This window comes from Halorhabdus salina (genome assembly GCF_013839425.1).
In the GTDB taxonomy this organism is placed as follows: domain Archaea; phylum Halobacteriota; class Halobacteria; order Halobacteriales; family Haloarculaceae; genus Halorhabdus; species Halorhabdus salina.
The window spans coordinates 18,804-44,888 of the sequence record NZ_JACDNP010000004.1 but is presented as its reverse complement, the minus strand read 5'-3'; the positions used below and the strand labels follow the sequence as shown (position 1 = coordinate 44,888).

The window sequence follows — 26,085 nt, the reverse complement described above, 5'->3', positions numbered from 1 at the left end:
GGAAACACACTGCGGTTTATATCTCCCGTGCGATCACACATTCGTGATACGGGACGAAAATGCAAGGAAGCGTCGTCGTCGTCACCGCCGCCAAAATGATCGTGCTGGGATGTACGGGCATCCTTGCGTATCTCGCCTACCGGGCGTACTGTCGAACCGGGTCCCCGTCGTTGCGCACGCTCGTCGTCGGACTCGCCTTCGTCGCGTTCGGGTCACTCCTGGGCGGTGCGCTCTACCAGTTTGGGCCCTTTGGCTTCGACGTCAGCGTCGGCGTCGAGAGTGCCTTCACCGCCTTCGGGTTTGTCATCGTCATCTACTCGCTGTACGTGGGCAACGCCAGCGACGGATTTACCCCCTGATTCCCCGCCGGCTCCAGTCGCGCGGCTGCTCCGAATCGTACTCGTACGGTCGACGTTCGAACACGTTCGGGGCCGTTGTCACCCGGCGAGTATCTCGCTGACGTTTTAGGGGCGTGACTCCGAGGACCGGGTATGGAACGCAGACGGCAGTTCATCACCGCGCTGGCGACTGGATTTGCAATCGGGCCCCTGGCCGGCTGTTCGAGTAGCAGATCGGGCGAGGATACGACGAGCCAGTATCCCGAGTACACTGACGTCCCCGAATCAGTCGAGGAGTACCTCTCGGATACGAGCAACTACGACGGGACCGGTATCGACGCGAGAGATGCCGAGGAGGTATCCGTGACTGTCGGCGCGCGCGGCAACGGCAGTTTCTGGGCGTTCGGCCCGCCGGTCGTCGCGATCAGTCAGGGGACGACGGTCGTCTGGGAGTGGAACGGCAAAGGCAGCGGCCACAACGTCGTCTCGAAGGACGACCGCGACCCGCTCGATAGTGGCAGGGCCGTCACGAGCAGCGACAAGACCTACGAGTACACCTTCGAGGAACCCGGCACGTATCTCTACGTCTGTATTCCCCATCGAGTCAGTGGCATGAAGGGCGCTGTCATCGTCGAGTGAGCAGACAGAATCGCTCTCCGGACCGGCATAGTAAGCGATAAACGGGCCGGGCATGGAGAGACCGCCAATGGCCCTATCGGACTCCGACCGCGACGTCGTCGTCGAGGAACTCGGGCGCGACCCGACCCACCCGGAGGCGGCACTGTTCGAGAACCTCTGGAGTGAACATTGCTCGTATCGATCCTCACGCCCGCTGCTCACCGCCTTCGAAAGTGACGGGGAGCACGTCGTCGTCCCTCCGGGCGACGACGCCGGCGTCGTGTCCCTGCCCGGCGCCGAAGACACCTACCTCGCGATGGGCATCGAGAGTCACAATCACCCCTCCTACGTCGATCCCTACGACGGCGCGGCGACCGGCGTCGGCGGCATCGTCCGGGACATCCTCTCGATGGGGGCCTATCCGATCGCACTGACTGACTCGCTGTACTTTGGCGACTTTGATCTGGAGTATCCCCGCTACCTCCTGGAGGGTGTCGTCGAGGGTATCTCCGAGTACGGTAACTCCATCGGTGTTCCGACCGTCGCGGGCAGCGTCGCCTTCCACGAGGATTACGAAGAGAATCCCCTGGTCAACGTTGCGTGTGTCGGCCTGCTGGAGGCCGACCGACTCACTACGGCTAAAGCCCAAACGGCGGGCAACAAGCTCGTCTTGGTTGGTTCCTCGACTGGTCGAGATGGGTTGGGTGGAGCCTCCTTCGCGAGCGAGGACATCGCCGAGGACGCCGAAACTGAGGACCGTGGGGCCGTCCAGGTCGGGAATCCATATCGCGAGAAGCTCCTGATCGAGGCCAACGAGCAGTTGATCGAGGCGGATATCGTCGAATCCGCTCGGGACCTCGGGGCCGCCGGGCTGGGTGGGGCCTCCAGCGAACTCGTCGCCAAAGGCGGATACGGGGCCGAGATCGACCTCGACGCCATCCACCAGCGCGAACCCGGCCTCTCCGCGATGGAACTGCTCCTTTCGGAGTCCCAGGAACGGATCGTCTACGAGGTCCGCCCGGAGAACGTCGAGCGCGTCCAGGCGATCGCCGAGCGCTACGATCTGGGCTCGGCGGTCATCGGCGACGTGACCGAGGACGGCCAGTACGTCTGTACCAAGGACGGCGAAGTCGTCGTCGACGTCCCGGCCGAGTTTGTTGGCGAGGGGGCGCCGCTGGCCGATCTCGACCGTGTCGAGCCGAGCCAGCCTGAGACCGACCGCCCCGAGGTCGATATCGAATCGGCGTTCGAAACGGTTGTCGGTCATCCCAACACCGCGAGCAAGCGCTGGATCTACCGCCAGTACGACCACGAGGTCCAGGTCCGGACCGCGATGCGGCCGGGCGATGACGCTGCCCTGCTGGCGATCCGAGAAGCGCGCGCGGACCGGAGGTCCGCGGAACAGTCGAGCGGTGATAACCGCGAGACGGGCGTCGGCCTGGCGATTTCGGCTGGTGCCGATCCGAACTGGACCGAGGCGGCCCCCTACGAGGGAGCCAGGGCCGCGGGCTTAGAGAACGCGACCAACATCGCCGCGAAGGGGGCAACGCCCCTGGCCGCGGTCGACTGTCTCAACGCCGGGAATCCCGAGAATCCCGACGTGTACGGCGAGTTCGCGGGCATCGTCGACGGTCTCGCGGACGTCTGTGCCGACCTGTCGGTCCCGGTGGTCGGGGGCAACGTCTCGCTGTACAATGATTCGGCCACGGGACCGATCCCGCCGACGCCGACGCTGGCGATGGTCGGGACCAAGGACGGCTACGAGGCCCCCGCGCTGTCGCTGTCCGGCGAGGGAACGCTCCTCCTGGTCGGCGATCTGGCGCTTGCCGGCGAGGCCGAGCCCCGACTCGGCGGATCACAGTTACTCGCCGGCGAAGGCGGGACGGATCGGTTCCCCACATTGCCCGACGATCCGTCGGCGTTCGTCGAAGCCGTAGCCGAAGTGGCCGACGCCGACGGGACACTGGCCGTCCACGACGTCAGCCACGGTGGCCTGGCAGTGACACTCGCCGAGATGGTCCACGCGGACGCTGGCGCGGACGTCACCATCGAGACCGACGATTCCGTTGGCGCACTCTTCCACGAACAGGCCGGCCGTGCGGTGATCGAGACGACGGCACCCGACGCGGTCCGGGCCGCCTTCGATGGCATCGCACCAGTCGTCGAACTCGGCAAGGCAGATTCGTCCGGGACGCTCTCGCTGTCCGTCGGGCCGGATACCCTGGAAGTGACGGCAAACGAAATCGCGGACCTGCGGTCGATCATCGAAGACGAGCTGGACTGAACTGACTCGCGAGCAATCGGCGGAATTCAGTCGTCTTCTCGCTGTTCGGAGAGGTGTTCCCACACTTCGGCGCAGCCACACCCGTCGTCGATATCGTCGAGGTGATCGTCGGGCTGTGCGTCGTCAGTCTCCTCGTCAGTGGTCGTGTCCATCTGTGAGTCGGTCATTCAGCACCACTCCTCGTACTGGTGGACGCGGGCGGGATTGAACGCGACCGGTGCCCGGTCGGTGTCGTCGTAGGCGTCGCGATGGTCGGCGTGGTTGATCCAGACGTCGCCCTCGGGATCGAACGAGCGGGCCATCGCCTCGCGAGCCCGTCCAGCGTTCCATTCGGCGAGCTGTTCGATGGGGCCGTGATCGTCGAGTTCGCTCGCTTCGAGTGCGTTCCCGGCCCGCTCGACGGCCGCCTGGCCACGCGCCGTGCGGACCAGTACCGTCGACTCGCCCTGTGGGCTGCCGACGGTGCCAACCGTGAGATCGGCCGTCTGGCCCGTGGCGTCGGCACACTCCAGACACCCGTCGAGGACTGCGCCGGCGAAGTCATCAAGCGAGGCGCGTTCGTGCCCCCCGTCGGTCGTTTCGATGTGGATACCTTGGCCCACGAGATCGAACCGGGCAACGTCATCCAGCGCGAGATCGTACTCGCCAGCCAGGACGTGTTCGAGGCCATCGTCGTCGAACGCCTGCGTGCAGGTCAACGCGATCGTCAGGTCGATCGCTTCGAGCGGGCGGGCCTCGTCGAAGCGTTCCTCGCGGTAGGGACTCCGTTCGAGAGCAGTCACGCCCTCGATCACGCAGGGCGTGCCGACCAGCGCCAGGTCGGGGTCGTCGGGCAAATCCCCCTCATCGAGCAAGTCGGCCAGGCGATCGAGTTGGAGGGGCTGGGTGAACAGCGTCCCGGCGTACTCCCGAACCTCGGCCGGGCTGGTCGCCAGTACCGGCGCTGCCAGCCCGTGGCTATCGGACTCCGTCGCCACCACGGCCCCGTCGACGCCGTCGGGAGCGTCGAGGAGGGCCGCGAGCAGGGCCGTCACCGCGCCGCCGTGCTGTGCCCCGTCGACCCCCTCGGCTGCGCTGGCGGCGGAGGCCGACTCGACCGTGCCGATCCCGTCGGCCACGTCCGTCGGATCGGCCCCATCGAGCACCGGCAGGCGCTCGTAGCGTAGTCCGGCCCGGGGGCAGCTGTCCCAGCACCGGGAGCAACCGGTACACATTTTCACCAGCGTCGGCCGGCGATCGGACTCGGCGATGCCGATCGAATCCGAGGGGCAGGCGGCGACGCAAGCGCCACACTGGACACATCGGTCGGCCTCGATGACACTCTCGTCGAGGTGGCGAAACCACACTTTGTTTCCGGGCGGCTGTACATCGGTCGTCGGTTCCCGCGGATCGTCGCCCACGGCGGGCGTGCGGGGCTGTCCATTAGCCATCAGTCTGACCCTCCGTGTTGGACTGCAGGGACGCGATCGATCTCGGCCGGTCGTAGGATCTCTGCGAGTCTGTCCGTAGAGACGCGCCGGCAGAACTCGTGGAAGCGCTCGTCGTCGGTCCCTTCGCGCTCGAAGGTCTCGACGACGCGCTCGATCGCGGCCGGGATTTCCTCGATCGGGATTCGGGGCGTGACCCAGGTGGCGAATTCGGGATCGACGTCGAGTTTGCCGCCCAGAGCGACGTCGGCAGCGCTCTGGACCCCCTGTTCGGTCTGCTGGGTGTCTCCCCGCAGACCCACGTCGTCGATCTGTGGCTGTGCACACGAGGCCGTACAGCCGCTGAACCGCAGCCCGATGCGCTCCTGGTCGGTGTCGACGCGCTCGTCGAGCTCGGCGGCCCAGCGCTTCACCCGGGCTTTCGTCTCGACGAGGGCGTAATTGCAGAACTCCCGACCGGTGCAGGTGACGACGCCGCGCGTGAACGGGCCTGGATTAGGCGAATATTCCGCAAGGAGTGCTTCTGCGCGAAGGTCGTCCAGGTCATCGTCGGCAACGTCCGGGAGCAGCAGGTTCTGCTGGGTCGTCAGTCGGACCTCGCCGCTGCCGTAGGTCTCGGCAAGGTCCGCGATCGCCTGGAAGTCCGGCCCGTCGATTCGGCCGACCGGGATCGAGAGCCCGACGTAGTTGGCCCCGTCGGCCTGGTCGTGAACCCCGACGTGGTCAGGGTGGTGATGATCGACCAGATCCTCGCCGGCCGATTCGAACTCGAACGGGGCAAAGCGCTGGAGTTCCTCGCGGAACTGTTCGGCCCCCCACTCCTCGACCAGGAATCGGAGCCGGTTGACCGCGGTGTCGAGATAGCTGCCGTGTTCGACGAACAGGTCTGCCGTCGCCCGGACCACGTCGACGACTGCCTCAGGCTCGACGAAGATGTCGAGGTCGCTGGCGATGCGGGGGCTATCGGAAAGGCCGCCGCCGGCCGCGACGTTGAACCCCAACCGATCGTCTTTCCGGGCGGGCGTGAATCCGAGGTCGTTGATCTCCGGCTGGGCGCAGGAACCCCGACAACCGTTGACGCTGACCTTCAGCTTGCGGGGCAGGTTCGCGTACCGGTGATCGGCCATGAACGCCTCGGTGATCGCCTCGGCGACCGGCCGGGTGTCGATCACTTCGTCGGCGGCGACCCCGGCGGCCGGACAGGAGACGACGTTCCGGACGGAGTTGCCCCCGGTCTGGAACGTCGAGACGCCGGCCGGGTCGAGCAAGTCCCATATTTCGGGGACATCTGCCATGCGAATCCAGTGGAACTGGACGTCCTGACGGGTCGTCACGTCGAGATAGCCCTCGCCAAAGGGTGACCGCTCTGGGTCCCGGTCGTCGGGCAGGGTGGCGTATTCCGCGGCGACCGTCCCCAGCGCGCGAGCGGCCTCAGCCGAGAGGACCCCGCCTGGAATCTTCGTCCGGAGCATGAAGTATCCGCCCTGCTTCTGTTCGTAAATCCCTACGAGTTTGAGCTTCGCCGCCGCATCGTCGCCGAGCGCGGCTTTGACGGCATCCGGTCCCTCGCTGGCGTGTGTCCGGACCCGAGCCTTGATCTCGGCGGGATCCCAGTCCGCTGTCTGGGTGCGGATCCAGTCTTCCAGGCTTCCCTCGTAGAAGCGAACGTCCTCGTAGCCCAGATCCGTCAGCACGGCGTAGACGTAACTCAATCGCCGAGCGGTGTTACAGTAGAGCACGATCGAGCGATCGGGCGAGAGGTCCTGCTCGCGGAGGATGGCTTTGATCTCAGCCTTGGATCGACGGCGGCCCGTCTCGCTGTCGACGAACCGTTCCCAGTCGAGCTGGATCGCGCCGGGAACGTGGGCCTGTTCGTACTCCGGTTCCGTGCGCGTGTCGACGATCGCGGTGTCGTCATCGACGGCGGCTTCGACAGTTGCCCGCTCGGCGACGACATCCTGCAGATCGTCGATCTCGTAGGTGACCGGATCGACGGTCGGTTCCTCGGTGGTGACTTGGTGATCACGCTCCCAGGTGCTGTAATCGCCATCCAGCAGATACAAATCTCCCTCGTGACCGTAGGCGGCAAGCGTGAGCAGGAAGCGCGCGGCGTAGACGCCGCGGTCGTCGTCGTACGCGATCACGTCCTCGTCTTTCGTCATTCCCGCGTCGCCGAGCCACGCGGCCAGTGCGTCCGGTTCGGGTAACATCCCCGTCGCGAGACCGGTCGGATCCCGGAAGCGGTCGGTAGGTATGGTGACCGCGCCCGGGATATGTCCGAGTGTTTCGTAGGCTGACGCCTCGCGAACGTCAACGAGGGCCGCGTCGGCGTCGAGCCGATCCGGCGAGCGAAATTCGATTGTCCCCATGGATGGACCAGTTTTGAACTGCGACCCTCATAACCACCATCTCACGTCCATGTGTTGCCGTCCTCAGTGACACACTGTTATTCAACTAATTTCAGAAATAACCGAATGTGCGTGTCAAACAATTCAGAAACGTTGGGGATACAAAAATATGTGACTCGGGCTGGCGTCTGATATCCAGGCCTGTCCCGGAATGGATACATGTGTGTATAAGATGGCGACCCCTGATAGTGGGGCCCATTACAATGGTCGCGGGGTACCGCTCGGCCCACCTCAAAACTGGTAATCGATCGTGAGGGATTCGGGGACTTCAGAACTGAATCCACAGATGCGTCGAAGGAACTGACAAATATTACCGCTATTTCGAACGGCGAAATGAACTCTATTTTGCCGCTGTACGTCCGACTGACGCGTCAGTATCGGGGTCGACGGACTGGATGGTTCGTCACAGAGTGGGAGCGAGAAGGAGGGATATCGTGGCCGATAGGCACTGGACCGGTCACTCGGCGGTCGGGACCAGGATCGTCACGGTCGTTCCATCCTCGTCGGCGTCGATCTCCAGTTGCCCGTCGGCGTCGGTCACGGTCCATCGGACGAACCAGAGGCCCAGTCCCTCGAGGTGGGCGAGCTGGTCGTGTTCGTCAGTTTTGATGATCCGCTGGACGTGGGCTGGCATCCCGGGACCGTTATCCTCGACCGTGATGGCGGTCATGCCCGATTCCGGCCGGGGAGAGACACTGATCCGGAGTCGCGGCGTTTCCGGGTCACTGTGTGTGATCGCGTTCGTGATCACTTCTTCGATTGCGGCTGAAAGCATGTGACTGGCCTCGACTGGCGCTGTCTCGGGCAACTCCAGGGTCACCGCAGCGTCGTCAGTGATCCTATTATGGCGCTCGACGATGATCGGGATGATTCGAGAGAGGTCGAATGATCTGACGGTTCGATCTTCGTTGATGCGCCTTATCTGGCCGGTACGCTCGACGTAGGCCAGAATGGCTTTCGTCTTCGCAGAAATCGTTTGACAGCTGTCGACGAGGTCGTCGTCTGCGAGTCTGGTCTCGACGTACTCGGCACGACCGTCGATCACGTTGAGGTCGTTGCGGAGATTGTGGCGCATCACCCGATGGAGGACGTTCAGTTCGTCGTTTCGACGCTGTAACTCGCGGTTCGTCGACTGGAGTTGCCGTCGGCTGGCTGTCGTGAGTGCGAAAATGAACCCAGCTGTGACCAGTATTTCGAGTGCCCCCTTGATTGCCTGTAACTGGCTCCTGAGGGGTTCCTCGAAGGCACGAGCGAAGACGACGTCCGAGACGTACAGGCCGACGAAGCCGAACACGAGGTAGGCGACAGTGATCCGACCCGGCGTCAGTTCCCACTCCGACAGGAACGGTCGCGCGCGGTCCGCGATCGCGCTCCTGAACGCACCGAACGCGGACCCCGCCGAGTACCTGTCCATGTGGGTAGCTACCGACCCGAACATCATGAACGCTGTGGGGTCCTGGGTCCGTTGCCGCGATACGAGGGGGACCGCAGTCCTGAAACGTCTCCTTCGTGATCTGATTCGGAACGACGGTCACGTCCGAAGGGTGTCCGTCCGCCGGATATTCGGCACCGTACCTGTCCGGGAACGGCATCGACACCCACAGGTTCAGGTCACTCCAGTCCGAATTACCAGGTGATGTTCCGGAAACTGCGCCGCCTTGGCTACGCCTGGATCGCACTGCACGGGCTCCTCACCGCCCTCTTGCCGAAACAGCTCCTCAACCTCTCAATCCGGACGTGGCTGTCTGGGTTCGAGAATCCCGGCGATCTCGAAGCCCGAGACTGGTACCTCAGAGCTGTCCGGGCCGCCGGCGTCGGCATGATCGCCGCCGGACTCACGGGACTCCTGTTGGAGCGTGACACTGATTCGACGCCCGACGAGCCCAGCGTCGAGATCGACGCACCTGCCGAATCTGCCGTCGAGTAAGCGAACATATTCGGCAACGGTGGCAGGGAGGGGGAAATCGAACGGGAACGTATGCGAGCGATCACTGAGGACGTCGATACCGATCGAGGGCCGCCGTTGGCAGTACCGTTGCAACACGTTCTCCTTGCCGTTGCCCTGCTGTTGATTGGGCAGCTGCTTGCGAGCGCGACAGTGACCGAGCCGGTCGGCCTCTCCGAGTTAGCGGTGCGCCACTTGTTTCTGGCCGGGTTCGTCGGCGTGACGATCATGGGCTCGATGACTCAGTTCGTCCCTGTCTGGTCGGGGGTCTCGCTTTACTCCCGGCGATTGAGCGTCCTCCAGGTCTGGCTGGTCGTCGCCGGCCTGGTCGGGTTCGTCGCCGCCTTTCTGACCGTCGAACTGGCCATGTTGCACGTCGCGGGGACCCTGCTGGTCGCCGGCTTCTGGGTGTTCGTCTACAATATCGCCCGGACGCTCGCCCGAGCGCGACCGTTCGACGTGACCGAGATCCACTTCGCGCTCGCGCTGGGTGCCTTCGTCGTGTTGACCCTGCTTGGGTACTTCCTCTCGCTTGATTACACGATGGTGCTGTTCGGCGACCTCGCGATCACCCGGGTGGGCGTCGCGAGTGCCCACGCGACCATCGCCGTCTTCGGGGCGGTGTTGCTGACAGTGGTTGGGGCGCTCTACCAGCTTGGAGAAATGTTCACCCAGGTTGACGACGACGGCGTGGATCGCGCGATAAAGCAGGTCGAACTCCTGGCCTACCCGGTCGGTGTCGGACTCCTCGCCGTGGGTCGGCTGCTGGGCGAGACGTTGCTCGCCCGGATCGGTGTCGTCCTCGTGGTCGGCTCGCTCGCTCTCGTCGGCGCGTTCCTCGCGCGAAAGCTGCTCCGGGCACAGACGGAACTCTCGCCGGTCCTCCTGCGATACGCCGTCGTTGCCGTCGCGCTGCTTGGATGGGCGGCCCTGACGTTCCCGGCCTGGCTTGCGAACCCGACCGACCGGTTGACGGTAGTAGGTACGGCTGCTAGCGAGCCGCTCCTGTTGCTTGGCGTGCTCGGGTTCGTCGTCTTCGGGACGTTGTATCACATCGTCCCGTTCCTGATCTGGGTACGAACCTACAGCGACAAGATCGGGTACGAGCCGGTCCCCATGGTCGAGGAGATGTACGACCCTCGCCTCGCCCGGGTGGACTTCATCCTCCTGCTCGTGGGGACCATTGGACAGGTGGCTGTCGCCGCGTTCGACACCCCAACGATCGCTCTGCAAGCGGTGACGCTACTGTTTGCTGGCGGCGTGGCTGTCCTCGCAGTCAACCTGACGCTGACGGTCCACCGCCACAGCACGCACTCGCTGGCGAGCCTCCTGTGGCCCTCGCTGTCGCTGGGCTCGGATGCCGACGTCGCCGAGTGACGAATCCGGATCTCTACTCGCACGGATGTGGCGAACATATTCGGCACAAAGGCTGGGGGGAACCACTCCTCAATAACTGCGTATGAAGCGACTCGGTTCTACCGGCGACACGTTCGACGCCGAGAATACATTTATTCCGGACCACGTGCCCGCTCCCGGCTCGTTCCTGGCTGGACACGACGTACTCACGGACGAGGATCACGTCGCCTTCCACAACCAGACCTGGGACGTCTTCGAGGAACGTGGTGTCTACGACGTCACGTTCGGGTACAACCTGGCGAAGTTGAATCTCGATACGCGCCATCCCGAGGCCGGGTTCCGCTACGCTGAGTCGACCGAGGAACCGGGCGTGTTGTTAGCAGAGTTCACTCCAACCACGGAGTTCTGTCCGGCGGGCAACTCCCTGGCGATCGGGGCGTTCCGGGCCTGGAACGGTCTCGCGGATCGACACGACTACGACCTCGTTCGCGTCCGTGTCGCCGAGATGCACAACGAGAGTGAGTCGCTGAATGCCGACCTGCAGCGTCTGGAAGAACAGCTCGAAGCGACGGGTGAGGTGCCCGGCCCCGACGCGTTACAGGAGGAATCAGCATGAGCGACGCGCCCGCCGGCGTGGCGCTTGAGGACTTCCTGGACGCAAGCGACGCGCCGGACGCGTCCTCGGTCGTCGAACTTGACGTTCGGACGCTTGGGCCGCCAAAGCCACTCCGGAAGACACTGGAGGCCAGTGCTGAGCTGTCTGGTGACGAAATTCTGGTCCAGTACAACGACCGCACACCCCAGCACCTCTACCCGAAACTCGACGATCGTGGCCTGACCTACGAGACGGTCGAGATGGACGACGTGACGGTCACACTCGTCTGGGACGCCGACGACTAACGGCTGTTGGCTGCCGAAAAATCGGCGACGTTACTCGCCCCAGTCTTCTTCCAGTTCCGGGGCGGGTTCGAGCGTCGCCGGATCGACGGCGACGACTTCCAGTTCCGCACCGCAGGTGGCACAGTCGACGATCTCTCCGACTTCGACGCTGTCGTGCAGGGAAACTTCGGCCCCACACTCTGGACAATCGCTCATACGAAGATCGTAGCTCGCGGGTGACTTCAAGGGATTGATTCCTCGTCGAGGAGACGATCCGAGACTGCGGACATACTGATTGGGCTCACTGTCTACCGAATCGACCGCCAGACAGCGGGCGGTCGATTCGGAACGGACCGAGCGGAATCCGTCTCAGTCATCGCCGATATCGGACGCGGGATCGCCACCGTCGGTCGCCGCCTGCCCACCTTCCGTCCCGCTCGACTCCAATTCAGCATCAGTCGACTCCACGGTCTCGGCTTCGCCCGCATACTCGTACGGGGCACGATCCCCACTCGTTCCCTCGTAGGCAGGATTGGGCACCCACTCACCATCGTCGTTCTCGATCAGGTATTCGCCGTAGTAGGGGATGCGCTCGGCGACGGTGTCCCGCAGGGCCGTCTCGATGGCCGCACGCGAACAATCACCGAGCGAGCGCAGGTCGTCGTTGCGGTTGAGACAGCCCTTGAGATAGCCGTCGTGAGTGACCCGGACGCGGTGGCAGTTCTCACAGAACTCCGTGTTTCCAACGGGGTCGACAACCTCGACGAGGCCGCACTCGGCGTCATTTGGTTCGCCGTCGATCCAGTAGCGCGTCCGGTGGTGCATCTCACGGTTTTGTACCGTCTGTGCCTGCTCGGCCAGCCACTCGTGGACGCGATCGATATCGATCGCCCACTCCGGGCGGCCGGCGAGTTCGGGCATGTACTCGATCAGTTGCAGGCGCAGGCCGTCGTTGTCGGCCACGTGCTCGACCATCTCCGGGACGTACCCGGCAGTGTGCTCGAAAACGACCATGTTGAGCTTCACCGGCGCGAGACCCGCATCGAGTGCGGCCTCGACGCCGTCGAGGACCTGATCGTAGGCCCCGGACTGGGTGAGCGTCGCGAAATCCGCTGGATCGAGGGCGTCCTGTGAAACGTTGACCCGTTCGAGGCCGGCATCGGCCAGGTCCCCAGCCCGATCGGGAAGGAACGTGCCGTTGGTCGTTATCGAAGTCTCGGCGCCGTCAGGTGTCCGGCGGACGATTTCAGCGAGATCAGCCCGGAGCATCGGCTCGCCGCCAGTGAACTTCACGGCCTCGATGCCGTGCTCGACAGCGACCTCGATCACGCGAACCACCTCGTCGGTCGAAAGTTCGTCTTCCCCGGGGGCCATCGGCCCGCGCGTGTCGCCTAACCCTTCGTTGTGACAGTACACACAGTCGAAATTACACCGGTCGGTCAGCGACACCCGCAATCCGGTCAGTTCGCGGCCGAAGTCGTCTTCCAGCATCTACTGCCCCAAGGTGATCCGTCTTCAAATAGGCCACGCCGAATGACTTCCCTCGTCCTTGGTCCCGCCCGCCCCTTCAAATACCGGAACGGACCCATCGCCACGTGGTGAGTCGATGAGCAACGATCGAGGAGCGGATCGACGATGAGCGATCGGGCACTCGTCGCAGTGGCTACCGATAACGGATGGAACTGTACCGAGACGAAGTGGGTCGAAGACCGAGAGAAGCCACCCAACGGCTGGCGATCGACGGATGACGGGGGCTGTCCTGTCGACTCGTTTCGAGCGGTCGTCGAATCGCTTGATTTCGCCCACTTCGAAGGCGTCTACCGCTGGTCGGGGGGCGAATGGACCCCGTTTCTCGCTTGTTGGCTGGCGCTCGAACCGATGATCGACGAGCGGGCCGCCGATCCGCGAGGTGATGGGGTCGTCGTCGCGATCCGGTCGGCCAGCGACGGGGCCACCCTCCGGTCGTGGTGTCGCGCCGCAAAGCGGAGCGTCGCCGATGCGGTCCGCGCCGGCGAGCTGTCACGGGCGTGTGCACGTCGGCGACTGCTGGCAGGGATCGACCGCCGTGTACGTGACCGCGAGCAAGTCATCGGCCGTCGGCCCTGTGGATGAGCGCCGACACGCGGCGCTTTTGTGATCGGGGCGGCTATCGAACTGCGTGACAGAGACAGGGACCAGCCAGGAATCGGCGGCCGGAGAGGATCGGAAGCCGGTCGTTGATCCATCACACGAGCGGGCTCGCCAGCGGATCGCCCGTGGGGTCGACCACGGCGAGATGGTGACTGTCGTCGGCCGATGTACGGTCGAATACGATGGGCGTGCTACGAGCACGCTCGGTCCCGGCGAGCGGCTTCTCATCCTCAAGCCGGATGGGACTGCGCTCGTCCACACTGACGAGGGTCACCAGCCCGTCAATTGGCAACCACCGGGATCGACCCACGAGGTCGAAGTCGTCGACGGCCGGCTCTACATCGAGAGCCACCGGACCGGCCCCGACGAGGAGCTTCAGGTCACCTTCGAGGAAATCCAGCACGTCACACGCGTCGACGTGACCGACCCGGAGGACCTCTCGCTTTCGGGAACCGAGGCAGACCTCCGGGAGCGAGTCCTCGCAAATCCTGACCTGATCGAACCGAGATTCGAGCCGCGCTCGACCGAGCGGCAGACGCCGGCCGGGGCGGTCGACATCTACGGCGAAGACGAGGCGGGTCGGGCGGTCGTCGTCGAACTCAAGCGCCGCCGAGTCGGCCCGGACGCCGTCGGGCAACTCGACCGGTACGTCCAGGCCCTCGCCCGTGATCTGCACGCAGACCGGAAGATCCGGGGGATTCTCGTTGCGCCGTCGGCGACCGACCGGGCTCAGCAACTCCTTGCCCAGAAGGGCCACGAATTCGTCGCCCTCGAACCGGAGCCGAGCGACAGCTGAGCTGTCACCCTGCTTCTTTATTCGCTGCCGCCCGTATGCCGGGACGTGACGCCCAACGTCTGTGTCGTCGGCGCGGGTATCGCTGGGGCCGGTGCAGCTTACGCCCTCCGGGATCGGGCCGAGGTGACGGTCTTCGAGGCCGACTCGATCGGTGGGCGGATGGTCTCGGGATCCCGGGACGGGTGTGTCTACGATTACGGGGCTAACTACGTCGACCCACCGGACGACCAGGTCGACACGCAACTGCAGTCGGTCGTCGGCGACGACCTGGTCGTAACCACCGGCGACGTCTGGATCTTCGACGCCGACGGGACGATCGAGGAAGGCCGACCGAATCAGGGCAGGAAACTGAGTGGGCGAAACGGCATCGACGCGATCGTCGAGGCGTATCTCGACGCGAGCGGAGCCACTGTGCACGAGCAAACACCGGTCGACCACCTGGCGCGAACTGACGACGGCTGGCGAGTGACCGTCGGCGGCGAGGACCACTCGTTCGACGCGCTCGTCGTGACGCCACCAACCTGCGAGGACCTCTTCGAGGACGCCGACTGGGACGACGAGGTGCGCGAGCAACTCATCGCGGCCCGAGGTCGCCAGTCCTACCGGACGATCGATTCGGTGGCGCTGCACTATCCCTTTGAGATCGACGTCCCATACTACGCGCTGGTCAACACCGACAAGGAGCACGCCGTTGGCTGGCTCTCCAGGGAGTCGTGTAAACCCGGCCACGTTCCTGACGGCGAGGAAATCTTGATTGTGCAGTTGAGTCCTGCCTGGAGCGCGGGCCGGCCGGAGGCGATGCCCGAAGCAGCTGCGGCGGCGGCAGCCGACCACGCGGCGACACTCCTCGAGGACGACCGCCTGGCCGACCCTGACTGGTGGGACCACGACCGATTCACCCATGCGCTGCCGGGCGATCGCGTCAATCCGGCGCTGTTCGAGTACGCTCTTGACCACGACCTCGGACTCGCGGGTGACTGGCTGGCGGGGACCGGGCGAACCCACGCGGCCCTGGAGACTGGTCTAGACGCTGGGCGGCGACTTGGCCAGCAACTGTGAACGGCGGGGGAAGACTTATTTCACAGACGACGGACGAGCGGGTATGTCGCTCAATCCGGCGTCGACAGATGCGAAACCGATCACTGATTATATCGAGGAAGGTGCACGGATCGCCTCGATCTTACTCGTCTGGGGAATCATCGCGGTCGCGGTCGGCTGGCTGTTCGACGACGTCGTCGCGGCCAGCGACCCCGGCGTCTTTGGGCTGAATATCGGAGCTATCTTCTGGCTGACAGGGGTCCTCAACGCCGTCCTGTACGTCGCGTTCCGGACCGTCGATCACTACCGCCGGTAGGGTCCCGTCCCTGCTGCTTACTCGACTGACGGATCCGAACCGACCGACGATCCGTCGACGTAGCGACTCCACAGCACCAGCAAACTCGGCAGGACCAGCACGCTCGCGAGGAACGCGTAGGCGATCGCCGTCGCGGTGACGAAGCCAAAGCGCTGCAACGAGGGGACCAGCGCGAGCATGAGGACGGCGAACCCGCCGGCCGTCGAGATTGCACTCCCCAGTAGCGCACCGCCGGTCCCCCGGACGGTTCGCCGGAGTGCGGCGATCGGATCACCCTGTTGGTGGCGTTCTTCGAGGAATCGCTCGCCGATGTGAATGGCGTAGTCGACGCCGATTCCGATCCCGATCGAGGCGACGATCGCCGTCTCGGTGTTAAAGGAGATGCCCGCGAGGTACATCGTCCCGAAGATCCAGGCCTGGGCGAGCACGACCGGCGCGATGACGACGGCACCCAGCGAGGCCGTCCCGTAGCGACGCCAGAAGATCAGCGTCAGGAACGCGGTGATGACCGCGAACGTCAGCAGGAAGCCCCACACGAGCGTCGACAGCAGGCCCCGCTGGACGAGTTCTTGAACGATCGGCCGGCCGGTGGCCGTCACCCGAAGGTTCGAGTCGCCCTCGATCGTCTCGGCGACCTCGCGCATTTCACTCGTCACGGTGCCGGTGTCTGCCCCACCGACGAGGCCGACCGAGACCCGCAGGGCCGTGTACTCGTCGTCGTTCCGGGCGAAGACGGCACTCGCTTCCTCGGGGGCGGCGCCGTAGAGGGCGTCGTAGATCGCCGTGAGGTTCTCCTCTGGAACGCCATCCTCGTCGGGATCGTTCGCGGCGACGAGACGGGAGACGCTCTCGTTTTGCCGGGCGACGCGATCGATCGCCTCGATGGGGCCAGTCACGCGGAGTCGCTTATCGGCCAGTCTGACGGCCGTCGACGTGTTCGAGAGGGCACGCTCGCCGGCGACGAGGCGATCGAGCGTCCCCGGATCGGTAACCGGCCCTTCGATCAGGAACGCCGCCCGCGATTGGTCTCTGGACTGGACGAACTGCTCGTTGAGATAGATGGCGTTGGCCCGGATATCGTAGTCACCCGGCTGGAGTCCCTCGGGGAGTGAGTCCATCCACTCAGGGGAATCCGTCGGCAGGAAATCCACCTGATCGATCGAGGTGTCGATATCCATCGCGGCGACGCCGCCGGCGGCGCTCAACAGGATGGCCACGATGACGACCGCGACGGGAGCCCGCTGTGCCAGGTCGGCCCCGATTCCGAGGATGCGGCCCGCGACGCCGCTCCGTCCCAGTGGGCGTTTCTCCCGTGAAAGCCCGAGCCGTTGCAGAAGGCTGTCGAGTTCGACTTTCAGGGGTGGCAGAAAGAGGCCGAAGACCAGAAAGGCTGAGACGATCCCCGCGGCGCTGACGAGCCCGAACTCCTGAATCGACGTGATCGGGCTGACGACGTTCGAGGCGAACCCAACCGCGGTAGTGACCGTCGCCGCCCCGATCGCAACGACGACGCCCGCGAGCCCGCGACGCATGGCTGACTGGGGCGTCCAGTCGGCCTCGTCGAGCTGGGCCTCGCGATACCGCATGACGACGTGCAACGCGTAGTCGATCGACAGGCCGATCAGTAGGAACGGGACAGCGATCAGGATCTGCGTGACGCCGATCCCGACCCAGCCCATGAATCCAGCCATCCAGACCAGGACGAGAACCACGCCGAGCAGTCCAAGGAGCACGTCCAGTACGTCACGATAGGCCAGTCCCAGGATCGTCACGAGCAACAGCAGGGCGATCGGCGAGATCAGCGCGAAACTCTCGCCCGTGGCCTGGGCCGAGCGCTCGTTGACGATCCCCGCTCCGAAGACGAAGCTCTCGCCGGTCTGGAGCGTCTCGCCGGCCAGCTCCTCGATGGCGAACTGGGCGTCGACCAGTTCGGTCGGGAGGTCGTCGCCCCCCGCGCCGTCGGTGTTCTGGAAGACGAATAGGACGCGGCCGGTCGCCGTCGTCGAGCCAGCCTCGTAGTCCGTCGAGAGCAACGAGTATGGATCGGTGGGCCCTTGGAACTCCCGGTCGGGATCGAGTACCCGTGAGACGACTCCCTCGACGCGTTCGGGTGACATCGAGTCGAGATGCTCGATCTGGGCCGCGAGTGGAGGCATCCTCTGTGAGCCGTCTGGCGGGCCAGTCGCTCCGCCGGACTCGTTTTCGGCCATCGCCGTCGTCACGACGATGTTCGCGACACCGACCACCGGCTGGCGCTCCCTGAGCGTTCCCTCGATGGCCGGCTCTGATCGGATGGCCTGCTGGAGGCGCAACGTTTCCAGCAGCGAGGGCTTCGAGAGGACGTCTTCCCCACGAACGACGATCTGGACGACGCTCGTGTTCTCCCCCTCGGTGGTGAAGTTCGCGTCGATGCGGGAAAGCGCCTGGGCCTCGGGGGAATCGCTTTCGAAACTCGCGATCGTGAGTCCCGAATCGACGCTCCCCGCGCCCGCGCCGACGACCAGGGTCGCGACGAGCATGAGCGCGATGACGAGTTTGCTATGGGTCGTCACGAACGCCGCGTACCGTTCGACCGGTGTCATTGCTCGCTGTAGGACGTCGACCGAAATAAATATTGTAGAAATATACAAAATTTATAGCTATCGGGGACCACGCGATTGATGTGGTGGTCCGTCCAACGAGGGCCACACAGTCACGTCCCTATGAGTACCCAGGACGCGGTCGCGTCGTTGCGGCGACTCGGACTCTCGAACTACGAGGCGCGGGTGTTCGTCGCGCTCCAGCAATTGGGTGTCGGGACGGCTGAGGCGATCAGCGACGTTTCGGAGGTCCCGCGGTCCCAGGTCTACGGTGCCGCGGACGACCTCGCCGAGCGTGGCCTGGTCGAGGTGATCGAAACGACGCCCAAGGAGTACCGCCCGGTGAGTCTCGGGGCCGCTCGCGAGCAACTCACGGCGGAACTAGAACGGGAACGCGAACGGGCCTTCGAGAATCTCGATACCCTTCGCGAGGAGGGGGACCACCAGCACGGCGGCCAGGGCGTTTCCACGTTGCGGGGACGTCAGCCGATCGACGAACGTATCGCCGACCTTCTCCACGCAGCCACCGCTGCGGCCGTCTTCGTTGCCCCCGAGGTCGACTCGCTGTCGCCCGGGATCGCCGCTGCCCTTCGGGAGCGCGCCACCGCCGGCATCGCGGTCACGCTCGTGACTGCCACCGAGGACCTGCAGGATCGATTCGCGGACGATCCTATCGAGGTGATCGTCATGGGTGAAGACAATCCAGCCGACTTCGCCGGGCGGGCACTGCTGGTCGACGGGGCGACGATTCTGCTCGCGGTCGCGACTGATGACGGGACCGTCGAGGAGGAAGCGCTGTGGACGGCCGAGTCCAGCATCGGGCGCATTCTCGCGGAGTTCATGCAATCCGGCATGGAGTCCGGCCGAGCCCGCCAGTCTGACTGACGTTCCTGGCGATCGGAGTGCTGGCGGCTTTGCCACTCGGCAGTCAGTGGTCGTGACTGTGTCCGTGATCGGTTTGATTGTGCTCGTGTCCGTGGCTGTCGTCGTGCCCCTGGGTCCCGGCATCGCCGCCGACTACGACGACCTTGACCTGCTTGACGCCTCCCAGCGCTCGCAGCCGGTTGGCGAGCTCGTCGATCTGGCCGGCCGTGCCATCAACGACGAGAGTCTCCATGCAGCGGTCCTCCGAGAGGTGGATGTGTTGGACCGACGTGACGACGTCGGCGTACTCGTGTTGGATCGTCTGGAGACGACCGGCCACGTCGCTGTCGTGGTCGTGCTCGTGGGCGATGACGATCGTTCCGTAGTGGCGCGTCTCGTCGCCGCCCTCCCACGCATAAGTCGTAAAGAAGTCACGCAGGGCGTCCCGGACGGCCTCCGATCGACTCGCGTAGTCCCACTCCTCGGCGATCCCGTCGAGTCGGTCGGTCATCTCCGGGGGCAGCGTCAGGCTTACCCGGTCTAAATCCTCGGCCATACCCCTGATTGGCTTGCTGGTCATATCAGCCTTGTAACTCTCTTCTCCGTATCAGTATTACTCAAACTTCGAAAGGTATTATTACCCGGCTGGTCTACGTCCCGCTATCGATGCACATCCCCGATGGTTACCTCGATCTGTGGATCGCTGCTCTGGTTGGACTGGCGTCGATTGCCGTCCTCGCGATAGCAGTCCGTCGGTCAGCGGGCGCACTCGATGGGCCACGTGCACCCCTGCTTGGCGTCACAGCAGCTGCGATCTTCGCCGCACAGATGTTGAATCTCCCGATCCCGGGCGGGACGAGCGTCCACTTCGTTGGCGGGGCCTTCGCGGCCATCCTGCTTGGCCCCCATTTGGCGGCACTGGCGATGACTGCCGTCGTGGCGATCCAGGCGCTGGTCTTCGGCGACGGCGGCCTCGTCGTGCTGGGCGGGAACGTCTTCTCGATGGCAGTCGTCGAAGTCTACGTCGGCTATGCCGTCTATCGTGTCGTCCGCCCGTACCACAAGCCTGCAGCGGTCTTTGCCGCTGGGTGGGCGGGCATCTCGGTTGCCGCACTCACTGCGGCGATCATGCTCGGAGCCTCCGAGGCCTTCGCTTACGAGGTGACGACCGTGCTGGCGATCATGGGAGGCTGGCACATTCTTCTGGGAATCGCCGAGGGGGCCATCACGTTGCTGGCCTACGAGTTCGTTGCCGAGACGCGACCCGATCTGCTGGCCGACCGGTCGCCGACGATCGACTCGCGTCGGCTCCTTCGTCGCGGGACCGCCGTCGTCGGCGGACTGGTCGTCCTCTCGCCAGCGTTCGCCTGGGGTGCCCAGCAAGTGAACTACACCGAGCCACTTGAACACGCCGCGGCAACAACCGGCGCGACCGCTCATGCTGTGAGGACGCTGCCAAGTCTGTTACCGGACTACGGCATCGCCGGCGTCGATCCCTACGTCGGGACGCTCGTTTCGGGGCTCGTCGGCGCGACCCTCGTGCTGGTGATCGGCTGGCTCGCCGGGCGCCCACTGATCCCAGACAGTGAGCCCCGTTGATCCGGTCGGTCGATCGGCCGGTACGCTGACCGATCAGGCGCGGGGCCTCCTGCGGGACGAACGTGTCGCCACCCGGTCGGGCTGGCTCCAGGCTGTCCACCCTATTGTGAAGCTCCTCGGAATCGTTGCGCTGATCGCTGTCACCGTCCCGTTCGACACACCGGGGCCACCAGCAGCTATGCTCGGGCTGACAATCGGGCTGGCCGTCCTCTCCCGCGTGCCCTTGGCCACTCACGCGCTCCGGACTGGCGTACCAATGGCTGTCTCACTGGTTATCGTCGCGCCCCAGGCCGTTCTGCTTCCGGGGGCACCGCTGCTTGGTCCCGTCACCGTCCCGGGTATCTCATACGCGGCGACGTTCACGCTTCGGGTCGGGGCGAGCGTCTCGCTGCTCGGCCTGTTGCTGTCGACCACGCGGTTCGCGTCGCTGCTGGGCGCGCTCCGGACGCTTCGCGTTCCGCAGACGGCCGTCGCGCTGCTCGCGATCACCTACCGGCACCTGCTGGTCGTCTTCGAGGAACTCTCGCGGCTGGTACTCGCGCGGCGAAGTCGCCGCGTCCGTTCCGCAACTCTTCGGGAGTCCTGGCTGGAAGCCGGCTCGTTGCTGGGAACCTTCCTCCTGGGGGCACTCGATCGCGGTGAACGTGTCGGCCGCGCAGCCCGCTCACGAGGTGGGACAGCTGGCCGGGGCTACCCCCGACAGCGGGCAGTCGGACTGCGTGATGCCGCGTTCGCGTTCGTCGTCTTCGCGACGGTCGCCGCGGGGGTGTTGTGGCCGTGAACGCACTCACTGCTCGTGACCTTTCCTTTGGATATCCAGACGGGACAGCTGCACTCGACGGACTCGACCTGACGATCGAGGCGGGCGAACGGGTGGCGATCCTCGGCCCCAACGGCGCGGGCAAGAGCACGCTACTGTCGTTGTTGGCCGGGCTTCGGGAACCAGCAGGCGGCGAGGTCTCCTACTTCGAGACCGGAAAATCGGCCGACGACCTCCGGGATCGCATCGCCCACTGTCCGCAAGCGCCCGTAGACTACCTCTTTAACGCAACCGTTCGGGAAGACCTCGAATACGGTCCCGCCCAGCTCGGCATCGATCGCCGGGAGGCCGAGGAGCGAGTCGATGCCCTCGCGGCGGAGTTCGCCCTTGAAGGCTTGCTGGACAAGCCCCCGTTCCGGCTGAGCGGTGGCGAGCAGCGCCGGGCTGCGCTGGCGGCTGCCCTGTCGGTCGAGCCCGATCTTCTCTTGCTTGACGAGCCAGTGGCGGACGTGGACGCCGGTCATCGCGAGACCGTTCTCGACGCGCTCGATCGACGGACCGAAGCGGGGATGACCCTCGTCGTCTCGACGCCGGATGCTGACCTGGTACCCCAGGTCGCCCATCGGGTGGTCGTGCTGGATCGGGCGGGGTCGATCGTCCGGGACGGTCCCGTCCGGGACGTACTCACCGACGGCGATCTGCTTCGCGACGTCGGCGTCTCACCCCCGCAACTCGTCGAGGCCTTCCAGCGGGCCGAACTCGACAATCCGCCCCTGACTGTTACAGATGCCGTCGAGCGGTTGCGGGACCTGGATGACTGCTGACCCAAAGGGCTGTTAGGCCCGATCGCGTCTCCTGTGGCATGAACGCTCGTGAGCTAACGCGCGAACTCGTCGCGATCCCCAGCCACCGTGGGCCGGACAGCGACGAGTCGGCGGCCGGCGAGTGGATCGCCGGCTGGCTCGCCGACCACACCGACGCCGCGATCGAGCACGACGCCGCCGGGAACGTGATCGCCCGCCGCGGCGAGGGGAGGACACTCGCATTTGTCGGCCACCACGACGTCGTGCCGCCGGACGACGAACAGACCGACGACGGCGAATACGTCATCGAGGAACGCGACGGACGGATCTACGGCCGCGGCACGGCGGACATGAAGGGAGCGCTGGCCGCGATGTGCTGTGCCTTCAGAGACGCCGATGTCCCCGACGGCGTCGAACTCGTTCTGGCCTCCTTCGCGGGGGAGGAGCAGGGCGGCGAAGGCTGCCGTGCGGCCATCGAGGACGGGTTCGTCCCCGAGTACGCCGTCGTCGGCGAGGGCTCGACCGGCTACTCCGCGCCCGGCGTGACGAACGTCGCCATCGCCCACAAGGGCCGTCGTGGGAGTACAATCGTCGCCGAGGGGGAAGCCGCCCACGCCAGCGAGGTCGACGCGGGCGAGAACGCCATCTACCGGGCGACTGATGCCGTCGACGTGCTCCGTGATCTCGAGTTCCCGACCACGACAGTCCAGGGCAATCCAGTCGAGGGTAGTCTCGCCGTCACGGAGATCGAGGGCGGATCGGCCTGGAACGTGATTCCCGAGCACTGCGAGGTAACTGTCGACGAGCGGACCGTCCCCGGCGAGCGTGCCCCGATCGAACGCGTCGAAGCGATCGAGGGTGTCTCCTGGACCGTCGAGCAGGACCTCCCGCCGATGGCCTGTACCGATACGGATTTCGCCGACGCCGTGCTGGCAGTGGCTGCGGACGCCCAGTCCGACGAGCCTGAACACGTCGTCAAACCACACGCGACTGACGCCGGGTGGCTCGCCGATCGTGCGGGGACCGAGTGCGTCGTCGCCGGTGCGGCAGAGCCAGGCGAAGCCCACACGGCAACCGAGAGCGTCTCACTGTCAGTGGTCGATCGCTGTTATCGGCTCTACCGGGACCTCCCTGCTGCATTCGCCGACCGGGTAATCTGAGCGGTCTGGAACCGTCGGGTCTTTGGGAACGCCTCTCCAACGGAGCATATGTCCGAGGTTGCCGACACCTACGAGCAGTTTCTCGATCACGTTCGACAACTCTCCTACGTCGGAGACGCCGGTGGCCTCCTCCGCTGGGATCAGCAAGTCATGATGCCCGACGGTGGCACCCCGGCCCGCACGAAACAGCAGTCGGCGCTCTCGACGCTCCAGCACGATCTGTTGACCGATGACGAACTGGCGGGATATCTCGACGACCTCGAGGAGGCTTCCCTCGATCCTGATCAGCAGGCGGTCGTTCGGGAGGTTCGACGGGAACACGAGCGCGCCCGGAAGGTCCCCCGGGATCTGGTCGAGCGCATTTCGGAGGCGACCAGCGAGGCGCTGCCGGTCTGGGAACAGGCCCGCGAAGAGGACGACTTCGAGACCTACGCACCAGTTCTCGAGGAACTCGTGGAACTGCGCCGCGAGTACGCCGAAGCGATCGATCCCGATCGGGATCCCTACGAAGTGCTGTTCGAGGAGTTCGAACCGTACCTCGGGCTCGATACTGCCGAGCGCGTCCTCGAACGGCTCCGGGACGAACTCGTCCCGTTGATCGACGACATCGCGAGCAGTGACGTGACCCAGCCCCGGCCCTTCGAGGGCACCTACGACGTTGAGGCTCAAGAGGCGCTGGTCCGGGACGCCCTGGACGTGGTCGGGTTCGACTGGGATCGAGGCCGACTCGACACCTCTGCCCACCCCTTCACGTCGGGCACCCAGTTCGACGCCCGGATCACGACCCGGTTCGATCCCGAGAAGCCCCTGGATTCGCTGTCTTCGACGATCCACGAGTTCGGCCACGCGAGTTACGCGCTGGGGTTGCCCGACGACGAATACGGGACGCCCTTGGGCGAGGCCCGCGACCTGACGGTCCACGAGTCCCAGTCGCGACTTTGGGAGAATCACGTCGCCCGCTCACAGCCGTTCTGGGAGCACATCTTGCCAACTGTCGAAGAGTACCTCGGCGTCGAAGCCAGCCCCGCGGACGCCTACGGCGCGGCAAACCGGGTGTACGACGACAACCTCATTCGGGTCGAAGCGGACGAACTCACCTACCACATGCACATTGTCCTGCGCTTCGAGATCGAGCGTGACCTCATCTCGGGCGATCTCGACGTTCAGGATGTCCCGCAGGTCTGGAACGACAAGATGGAGGAGTACCTGGGAATTCGGCCCGAGACCGACGCCGAAGGCTGTCTGCAGGACATCCACTGGACGAACGGAACCTTTGGCTACTTCCCGACGTACTCGCTTGGCAGCGTGCTGGCCGCCCAGCTATACGACGCCGCCGACGAGGCGATTGGGCCGATCGAAGCCGACATTCGCGAGGGCGAGTTCGACGCGCTCTACGACTGGATGACCGAGAACGTCCACAGCCACGGGAAGCGCTACCGCACCGGGGATCTGGTCGAGGAAGCCACGGGAGAACCGTACAACGCCGATCACTTCATCGACTACGTGACCGAGAAGTACGGCGCGCTGTACGACCTCTGAGACCGATCCGTCATCAGCAGTTTCGGACATGACCGACGTCCCCAGCCAAGAGTTAAGTAGCGTCCCGAGCGTCCTGAAAGTGATGACAGACGACCCCGAGGAGGGGATGCTCTCCTGGGACGAGTCCGTCTTCCGGGACGAACACGTCTTCGAGATCGACCACGTTCCGGAGACGTTTCGCCACCGTTCGAGCCAGATGGAGAGTCTGAAGTACGCCCTCCGGCCGGCGGTGCGGGGCTCGCGGCCGTTGAACGTGATCGTGCGCGGGCCGCCGGGGACCGGCAAGACGACCGCGATCCAGAAACTCTACGGCGAGTTGCGCGCCGAGACGGACGTCCGGGTCGCCCGCGTCAACTGCCAGGTCGATTCGACGCGATACGCCGTGTTCTCCCGGCTGTTCGAGGAAGTCTTCGAGTACGAACCGCCGACTAGCGGCGTCTCCTTCAAGAAACTGTTTGGCCAGATCACCGAGAAACTCGTCGAGGAAGACGAAGTCCTGACGGTCGCCTTAGACGACGTGAACTACCTCTTCTACGAGAGCGAAGCCTCGGATACACTCTACTCGCTGCTGCGCGCCCACGAGGCCCACTCGGGGGCCAAAATCGGTGTCGTCGTCGTGTCCTCGGACCTCGACCTGGACGTCATCGAGTCCTTAGACGGGCGCGTTCAGAGCGTCTTCCGGCCCGAGGAAGTGTACTTCCCGAAATACGACGAACCTGAGATCGCCGATATTCTCGACGAGCGCGTCAAACGCGGGTTCCACGACGGGGTGATCGACCCACCCACGCTCGATCGCGTCGCCGAACTGACCGCCGAGCAGGGTGGGGACCTTCGAGTCGGGATCGACCTCTTGCGCCGGGCTGGATTGAACGCCGAGATGCGCGCAAGCAAGGAAGTCGAACGCGAAGATGTCGAAGACGCCTTCGAGCAGTCCAAACACGTCCACCTCTCGCGACACCTCAAAGGCCTCTCCGAGAGCGAGCGCGCCCTACTCGAAGTGCTGGCCGAGCACGACGGCGAACTCGCGGGCGATATCTACGAGGCCTTCCAGGCCGAGACTGATCTGGGATATACGCGCTACTCGGAGATCATCAACAAGCTCGACCAGCTCGGCCTGATCGAGGCCACCTACACGTCCGTCGACGGCCGTGGCCGCTCGCGGGAACTCTCTCTGGCCTACGAGGCCGACGCGATCACAGACCGGCTCTAAGTGTCGACCGACACTGTCGTCTTGTCCGCGTCACCA

Annotated in this window: 26 protein-coding genes and 1 pseudogene; 19 read left to right on the top strand and 8 right to left on the bottom strand. The window is 65.0% G+C overall.

Features of this window, described 5'->3' with window-relative positions:
• Positions 1-59: 59 nt before the first annotated feature.
• From HZR20_RS06580 to purL, 3 genes are all read left to right on the top strand, one after another.
• A complete protein-coding gene (locus tag HZR20_RS06580; protein WP_181685799.1) occupies positions 60-359 on the top strand; it encodes a DUF7521 family protein in 300 nt (99 codons plus the stop codon).
• Between the two features lie 132 nt (positions 360-491).
• Positions 492-977 carry a halocyanin domain-containing protein gene (locus HZR20_RS06575; protein WP_181685798.1) on the top strand — a complete coding sequence of 162 codons (486 nt, stop codon included), beginning with the start codon at positions 492-494 and terminating at the stop codon, positions 975-977.
• 67 nt (positions 978-1,044) lie between these two features.
• Positions 1,045-3,240, top strand: coding sequence for a phosphoribosylformylglycinamidine synthase subunit PurL (gene purL / locus HZR20_RS06570; protein WP_181685797.1), 2,196 nt, complete (start codon positions 1,045-1,047; stop codon positions 3,238-3,240).
• Between the two features lie 26 nt (positions 3,241-3,266).
• On the opposite strand, the gene HZR20_RS06565 is transcribed toward purL, so the two are convergent.
• From HZR20_RS06565 to HZR20_RS06550, 4 genes are all read right to left on the bottom strand, one after another.
• The gene (locus HZR20_RS06565; RefSeq protein ID WP_181685796.1) at positions 3,267-3,407 is read right to left on the bottom strand and encodes a hypothetical protein; all 141 of its coding nucleotides are present in this window, start codon (positions 3,405-3,407) and stop codon (positions 3,267-3,269) included.
• Positions 3,408-4,670, bottom strand: coding sequence for a Coenzyme F420 hydrogenase/dehydrogenase, beta subunit C-terminal domain (locus HZR20_RS06560; protein ID WP_181685795.1), 1,263 nt, complete (start codon positions 4,668-4,670; stop codon positions 3,408-3,410).
• A complete protein-coding gene (locus tag HZR20_RS06555; RefSeq protein ID WP_181685794.1) occupies positions 4,670-7,036 on the bottom strand; it encodes a rhodanese-like domain-containing protein in 2,367 nt (788 codons plus the stop codon). Before HZR20_RS06555 ends, HZR20_RS06560 begins: the two co-directional genes overlap by 1 nt.
• A gap of 496 nt (positions 7,037-7,532) precedes the next feature.
• Positions 7,533-8,489, bottom strand: a complete 957-nt coding sequence (locus HZR20_RS06550) for a sensor histidine kinase (RefSeq protein ID WP_181685793.1) — start codon at positions 8,487-8,489, stop codon at positions 7,533-7,535.
• A gap of 222 nt (positions 8,490-8,711) precedes the next feature.
• Between HZR20_RS06550 and HZR20_RS06545 the strand changes: the two genes are divergently transcribed.
• The 4 genes from HZR20_RS06545 to HZR20_RS06530 all read left to right on the top strand — a co-directional run bounded on the left by HZR20_RS06545 (position 8,712) and on the right by HZR20_RS06530 (position 11,276).
• On the top strand, positions 8,712-9,002 hold the full coding sequence (locus HZR20_RS06545; RefSeq protein WP_181685792.1) for a hypothetical protein: 291 nt from the start codon (positions 8,712-8,714) through the stop codon (positions 9,000-9,002).
• A gap of 51 nt (positions 9,003-9,053) precedes the next feature.
• Complete coding sequence (locus HZR20_RS06540) at positions 9,054-10,397, top strand: hypothetical protein (protein ID WP_181685791.1); 1,344 nt, start codon at positions 9,054-9,056, stop codon at positions 10,395-10,397.
• A gap of 82 nt (positions 10,398-10,479) precedes the next feature.
• Positions 10,480-10,992, top strand: coding sequence for a hypothetical protein (locus tag HZR20_RS06535; protein WP_181685790.1), 513 nt, complete (start codon positions 10,480-10,482; stop codon positions 10,990-10,992).
• Positions 10,989-11,276 carry a DUF2249 domain-containing protein gene (locus tag HZR20_RS06530; RefSeq protein ID WP_181685789.1) on the top strand — a complete coding sequence of 96 codons (288 nt, stop codon included), beginning with the start codon at positions 10,989-10,991 and terminating at the stop codon, positions 11,274-11,276. Before HZR20_RS06535 ends, HZR20_RS06530 begins: the two co-directional genes overlap by 4 nt.
• 30 nt (positions 11,277-11,306) lie before the next feature.
• Here the strand turns inward: HZR20_RS06530 and lysW are convergent, their stop codons facing one another.
• A complete protein-coding gene (gene lysW / locus HZR20_RS06525; RefSeq protein ID WP_181685788.1) occupies positions 11,307-11,471 on the bottom strand; it encodes a lysine biosynthesis protein LysW in 165 nt (54 codons plus the stop codon).
• 153 nt (positions 11,472-11,624) lie between these two features.
• Positions 11,625-12,746 carry a GTP 3',8-cyclase MoaA gene (gene moaA, locus HZR20_RS06520; RefSeq protein WP_181685787.1) on the bottom strand — a complete coding sequence of 374 codons (1,122 nt, stop codon included), beginning with the start codon at positions 12,744-12,746 and terminating at the stop codon, positions 11,625-11,627.
• A gap of 144 nt (positions 12,747-12,890) precedes the next feature.
• Between moaA and HZR20_RS06515 the strand changes: the two genes are divergently transcribed.
• Genes HZR20_RS06515 through HZR20_RS06500 form a run of 4 tightly spaced genes read left to right on the top strand, consistent with a single transcriptional unit; the run spans position 12,891 to position 15,535 of the window.
• Entirely contained in the window at positions 12,891-13,367 is a 477-nt protein-coding gene (locus tag HZR20_RS06515; RefSeq protein WP_181685786.1) for a DUF6735 family protein, read from the top strand.
• Positions 13,368-13,413: 46 nt separating this feature from the next.
• On the top strand, positions 13,414-14,181 hold the full coding sequence (gene nucS / locus HZR20_RS06510; protein ID WP_181685785.1) for an endonuclease NucS: 768 nt from the start codon (positions 13,414-13,416) through the stop codon (positions 14,179-14,181).
• A gap of 45 nt (positions 14,182-14,226) precedes the next feature.
• Positions 14,227-15,240 (top strand): NAD(P)/FAD-dependent oxidoreductase, encoded by a 1,014-nt coding sequence (locus HZR20_RS06505; protein ID WP_181685784.1) that lies wholly within the window; start codon positions 14,227-14,229, stop codon positions 15,238-15,240.
• 43 nt (positions 15,241-15,283) lie between these two features.
• Positions 15,284-15,535, top strand: a complete 252-nt coding sequence (locus HZR20_RS06500) for a hypothetical protein (protein WP_181685783.1) — start codon at positions 15,284-15,286, stop codon at positions 15,533-15,535.
• A 17-nt stretch (positions 15,536-15,552) separates the two neighbouring features.
• Here HZR20_RS06500 and HZR20_RS06495 read toward each other — a convergent pair whose 3' ends face one another.
• Positions 15,553-18,117 carry an efflux RND transporter permease subunit gene (locus HZR20_RS06495; protein WP_181685782.1) on the bottom strand — a complete coding sequence of 855 codons (2,565 nt, stop codon included), beginning with the start codon at positions 18,115-18,117 and terminating at the stop codon, positions 15,553-15,555.
• Positions 18,118-18,237: 120 nt separating this feature from the next.
• Here HZR20_RS06495 and HZR20_RS06490 point away from each other — a divergent pair, with 120 nt between their 5' ends.
• Positions 18,238-18,999 (top strand): TrmB family transcriptional regulator, encoded by a 762-nt coding sequence (locus HZR20_RS06490; protein ID WP_181685781.1) that lies wholly within the window; start codon positions 18,238-18,240, stop codon positions 18,997-18,999.
• A gap of 43 nt (positions 19,000-19,042) precedes the next feature.
• On the opposite strand, the gene nikR is transcribed toward HZR20_RS06490, so the two are convergent.
• Positions 19,043-19,534, bottom strand: coding sequence for a nickel-responsive transcriptional regulator NikR (nikR, locus tag HZR20_RS06485; RefSeq protein ID WP_258560379.1), 492 nt, complete (start codon positions 19,532-19,534; stop codon positions 19,043-19,045).
• Between the two features lie 110 nt (positions 19,535-19,644).
• On the opposite strand from nikR, the pseudogene HZR20_RS06480 reads away from it, so the two are divergent.
• From HZR20_RS06480 to HZR20_RS06455, 7 genes and pseudogenes are all read left to right on the top strand, one after another.
• Positions 19,645-20,262 (top strand): annotated as a pseudogene (locus HZR20_RS06480) (energy-coupling factor ABC transporter permease); the annotation flags it as partial.
• Complete coding sequence (locus HZR20_RS14785; protein ID WP_374057591.1) at positions 20,248-20,577, top strand: PDGLE domain-containing protein; 330 nt, start codon at positions 20,248-20,250, stop codon at positions 20,575-20,577. The pseudogene HZR20_RS06480 and the gene HZR20_RS14785, both read left to right, overlap by 15 nt.
• A complete protein-coding gene (gene cbiQ, locus HZR20_RS06475; RefSeq protein WP_181685779.1) occupies positions 20,564-21,358 on the top strand; it encodes a cobalt ECF transporter T component CbiQ in 795 nt (264 codons plus the stop codon). The genes HZR20_RS14785 and cbiQ overlap by 14 nt, the downstream gene beginning before the upstream one ends.
• Positions 21,355-22,161 carry an energy-coupling factor ABC transporter ATP-binding protein gene (locus tag HZR20_RS06470; RefSeq protein WP_181685778.1) on the top strand — a complete coding sequence of 269 codons (807 nt, stop codon included), beginning with the start codon at positions 21,355-21,357 and terminating at the stop codon, positions 22,159-22,161. Before cbiQ ends, HZR20_RS06470 begins: the two co-directional genes overlap by 4 nt.
• Positions 22,162-22,199: 38 nt before the next feature.
• Positions 22,200-23,300, top strand: a complete 1,101-nt coding sequence (locus tag HZR20_RS06465) for a M20 family metallopeptidase (protein WP_181685777.1) — start codon at positions 22,200-22,202, stop codon at positions 23,298-23,300.
• A gap of 48 nt (positions 23,301-23,348) precedes the next feature.
• Entirely contained in the window at positions 23,349-24,839 is a 1,491-nt protein-coding gene (locus HZR20_RS06460) for a carboxypeptidase M32 (RefSeq protein ID WP_181685776.1), read from the top strand.
• 82 nt (positions 24,840-24,921) lie between these two features.
• The gene (locus HZR20_RS06455; RefSeq protein WP_181686053.1) at positions 24,922-26,049 is read left to right on the top strand and encodes an ORC1-type DNA replication protein; all 1,128 of its coding nucleotides are present in this window, start codon (positions 24,922-24,924) and stop codon (positions 26,047-26,049) included.
• Positions 26,050-26,085 lie beyond the last annotated feature (36 nt).

What these genes read in the sequence shown, in the direction of transcription:
- HZR20_RS06580 (WP_181685799.1), top strand. Translation starts at nt 60, where the DNA reads ATGCAAGGAAGCGTCGTCGTCGTCACCGCCGCCAAAATGATCGTGCTG.
- HZR20_RS06575 (WP_181685798.1), top strand. Translation starts at nt 492, where the DNA reads ATGGAACGCAGACGGCAGTTCATCACCGCGCTGGCGACTGGATTTGCA.
- purL (WP_181685797.1), top strand. Translation starts at nt 1,045, where the DNA reads ATGGCCCTATCGGACTCCGACCGCGACGTCGTCGTCGAGGAACTCGGG.
- HZR20_RS06565 (WP_181685796.1), bottom strand. Translation starts at nt 3,407, where the DNA reads ATGACCGACTCACAGATGGACACGACCACTGACGAGGAGACTGACGAC.
- HZR20_RS06560 (WP_181685795.1), bottom strand. Translation starts at nt 4,670, where the DNA reads ATGGCTAATGGACAGCCCCGCACGCCCGCCGTGGGCGACGATCCGCGG.
- HZR20_RS06555 (WP_181685794.1), bottom strand. Translation starts at nt 7,036, where the DNA reads ATGGGGACAATCGAATTTCGCTCGCCGGATCGGCTCGACGCCGACGCG.
- HZR20_RS06550 (WP_181685793.1), bottom strand. Translation starts at nt 8,489, where the DNA reads ATGGACAGGTACTCGGCGGGGTCCGCGTTCGGTGCGTTCAGGAGCGCG.
- HZR20_RS06545 (WP_181685792.1), top strand. Translation starts at nt 8,712, where the DNA reads ATGTTCCGGAAACTGCGCCGCCTTGGCTACGCCTGGATCGCACTGCAC.
- HZR20_RS06540 (WP_181685791.1), top strand. Translation starts at nt 9,054, where the DNA reads ATGCGAGCGATCACTGAGGACGTCGATACCGATCGAGGGCCGCCGTTG.
- HZR20_RS06535 (WP_181685790.1), top strand. Translation starts at nt 10,480, where the DNA reads ATGAAGCGACTCGGTTCTACCGGCGACACGTTCGACGCCGAGAATACA.
- HZR20_RS06530 (WP_181685789.1), top strand. Translation starts at nt 10,989, where the DNA reads ATGAGCGACGCGCCCGCCGGCGTGGCGCTTGAGGACTTCCTGGACGCA.
- lysW (WP_181685788.1), bottom strand. Translation starts at nt 11,471, where the DNA reads ATGAGCGATTGTCCAGAGTGTGGGGCCGAAGTTTCCCTGCACGACAGC.
- moaA (WP_181685787.1), bottom strand. Translation starts at nt 12,746, where the DNA reads ATGCTGGAAGACGACTTCGGCCGCGAACTGACCGGATTGCGGGTGTCG.
- HZR20_RS06515 (WP_181685786.1), top strand. Translation starts at nt 12,891, where the DNA reads ATGAGCGATCGGGCACTCGTCGCAGTGGCTACCGATAACGGATGGAAC.
- HZR20_RS06500 (WP_181685783.1), top strand. Translation starts at nt 15,284, where the DNA reads ATGTCGCTCAATCCGGCGTCGACAGATGCGAAACCGATCACTGATTAT.
- HZR20_RS06495 (WP_181685782.1), bottom strand. Translation starts at nt 18,117, where the DNA reads ATGACACCGGTCGAACGGTACGCGGCGTTCGTGACGACCCATAGCAAA.
- HZR20_RS06490 (WP_181685781.1), top strand. Translation starts at nt 18,238, where the DNA reads ATGAGTACCCAGGACGCGGTCGCGTCGTTGCGGCGACTCGGACTCTCG.
- nikR (WP_258560379.1), bottom strand. Translation starts at nt 19,534, where the DNA reads ATGGCCGAGGATTTAGACCGGGTAAGCCTGACGCTGCCCCCGGAGATG.
- HZR20_RS06465 (WP_181685777.1), top strand. Translation starts at nt 22,200, where the DNA reads ATGAACGCTCGTGAGCTAACGCGCGAACTCGTCGCGATCCCCAGCCAC.
- HZR20_RS06460 (WP_181685776.1), top strand. Translation starts at nt 23,349, where the DNA reads ATGTCCGAGGTTGCCGACACCTACGAGCAGTTTCTCGATCACGTTCGA.
- HZR20_RS06455 (WP_181686053.1), top strand. Translation starts at nt 24,922, where the DNA reads ATGACAGACGACCCCGAGGAGGGGATGCTCTCCTGGGACGAGTCCGTC.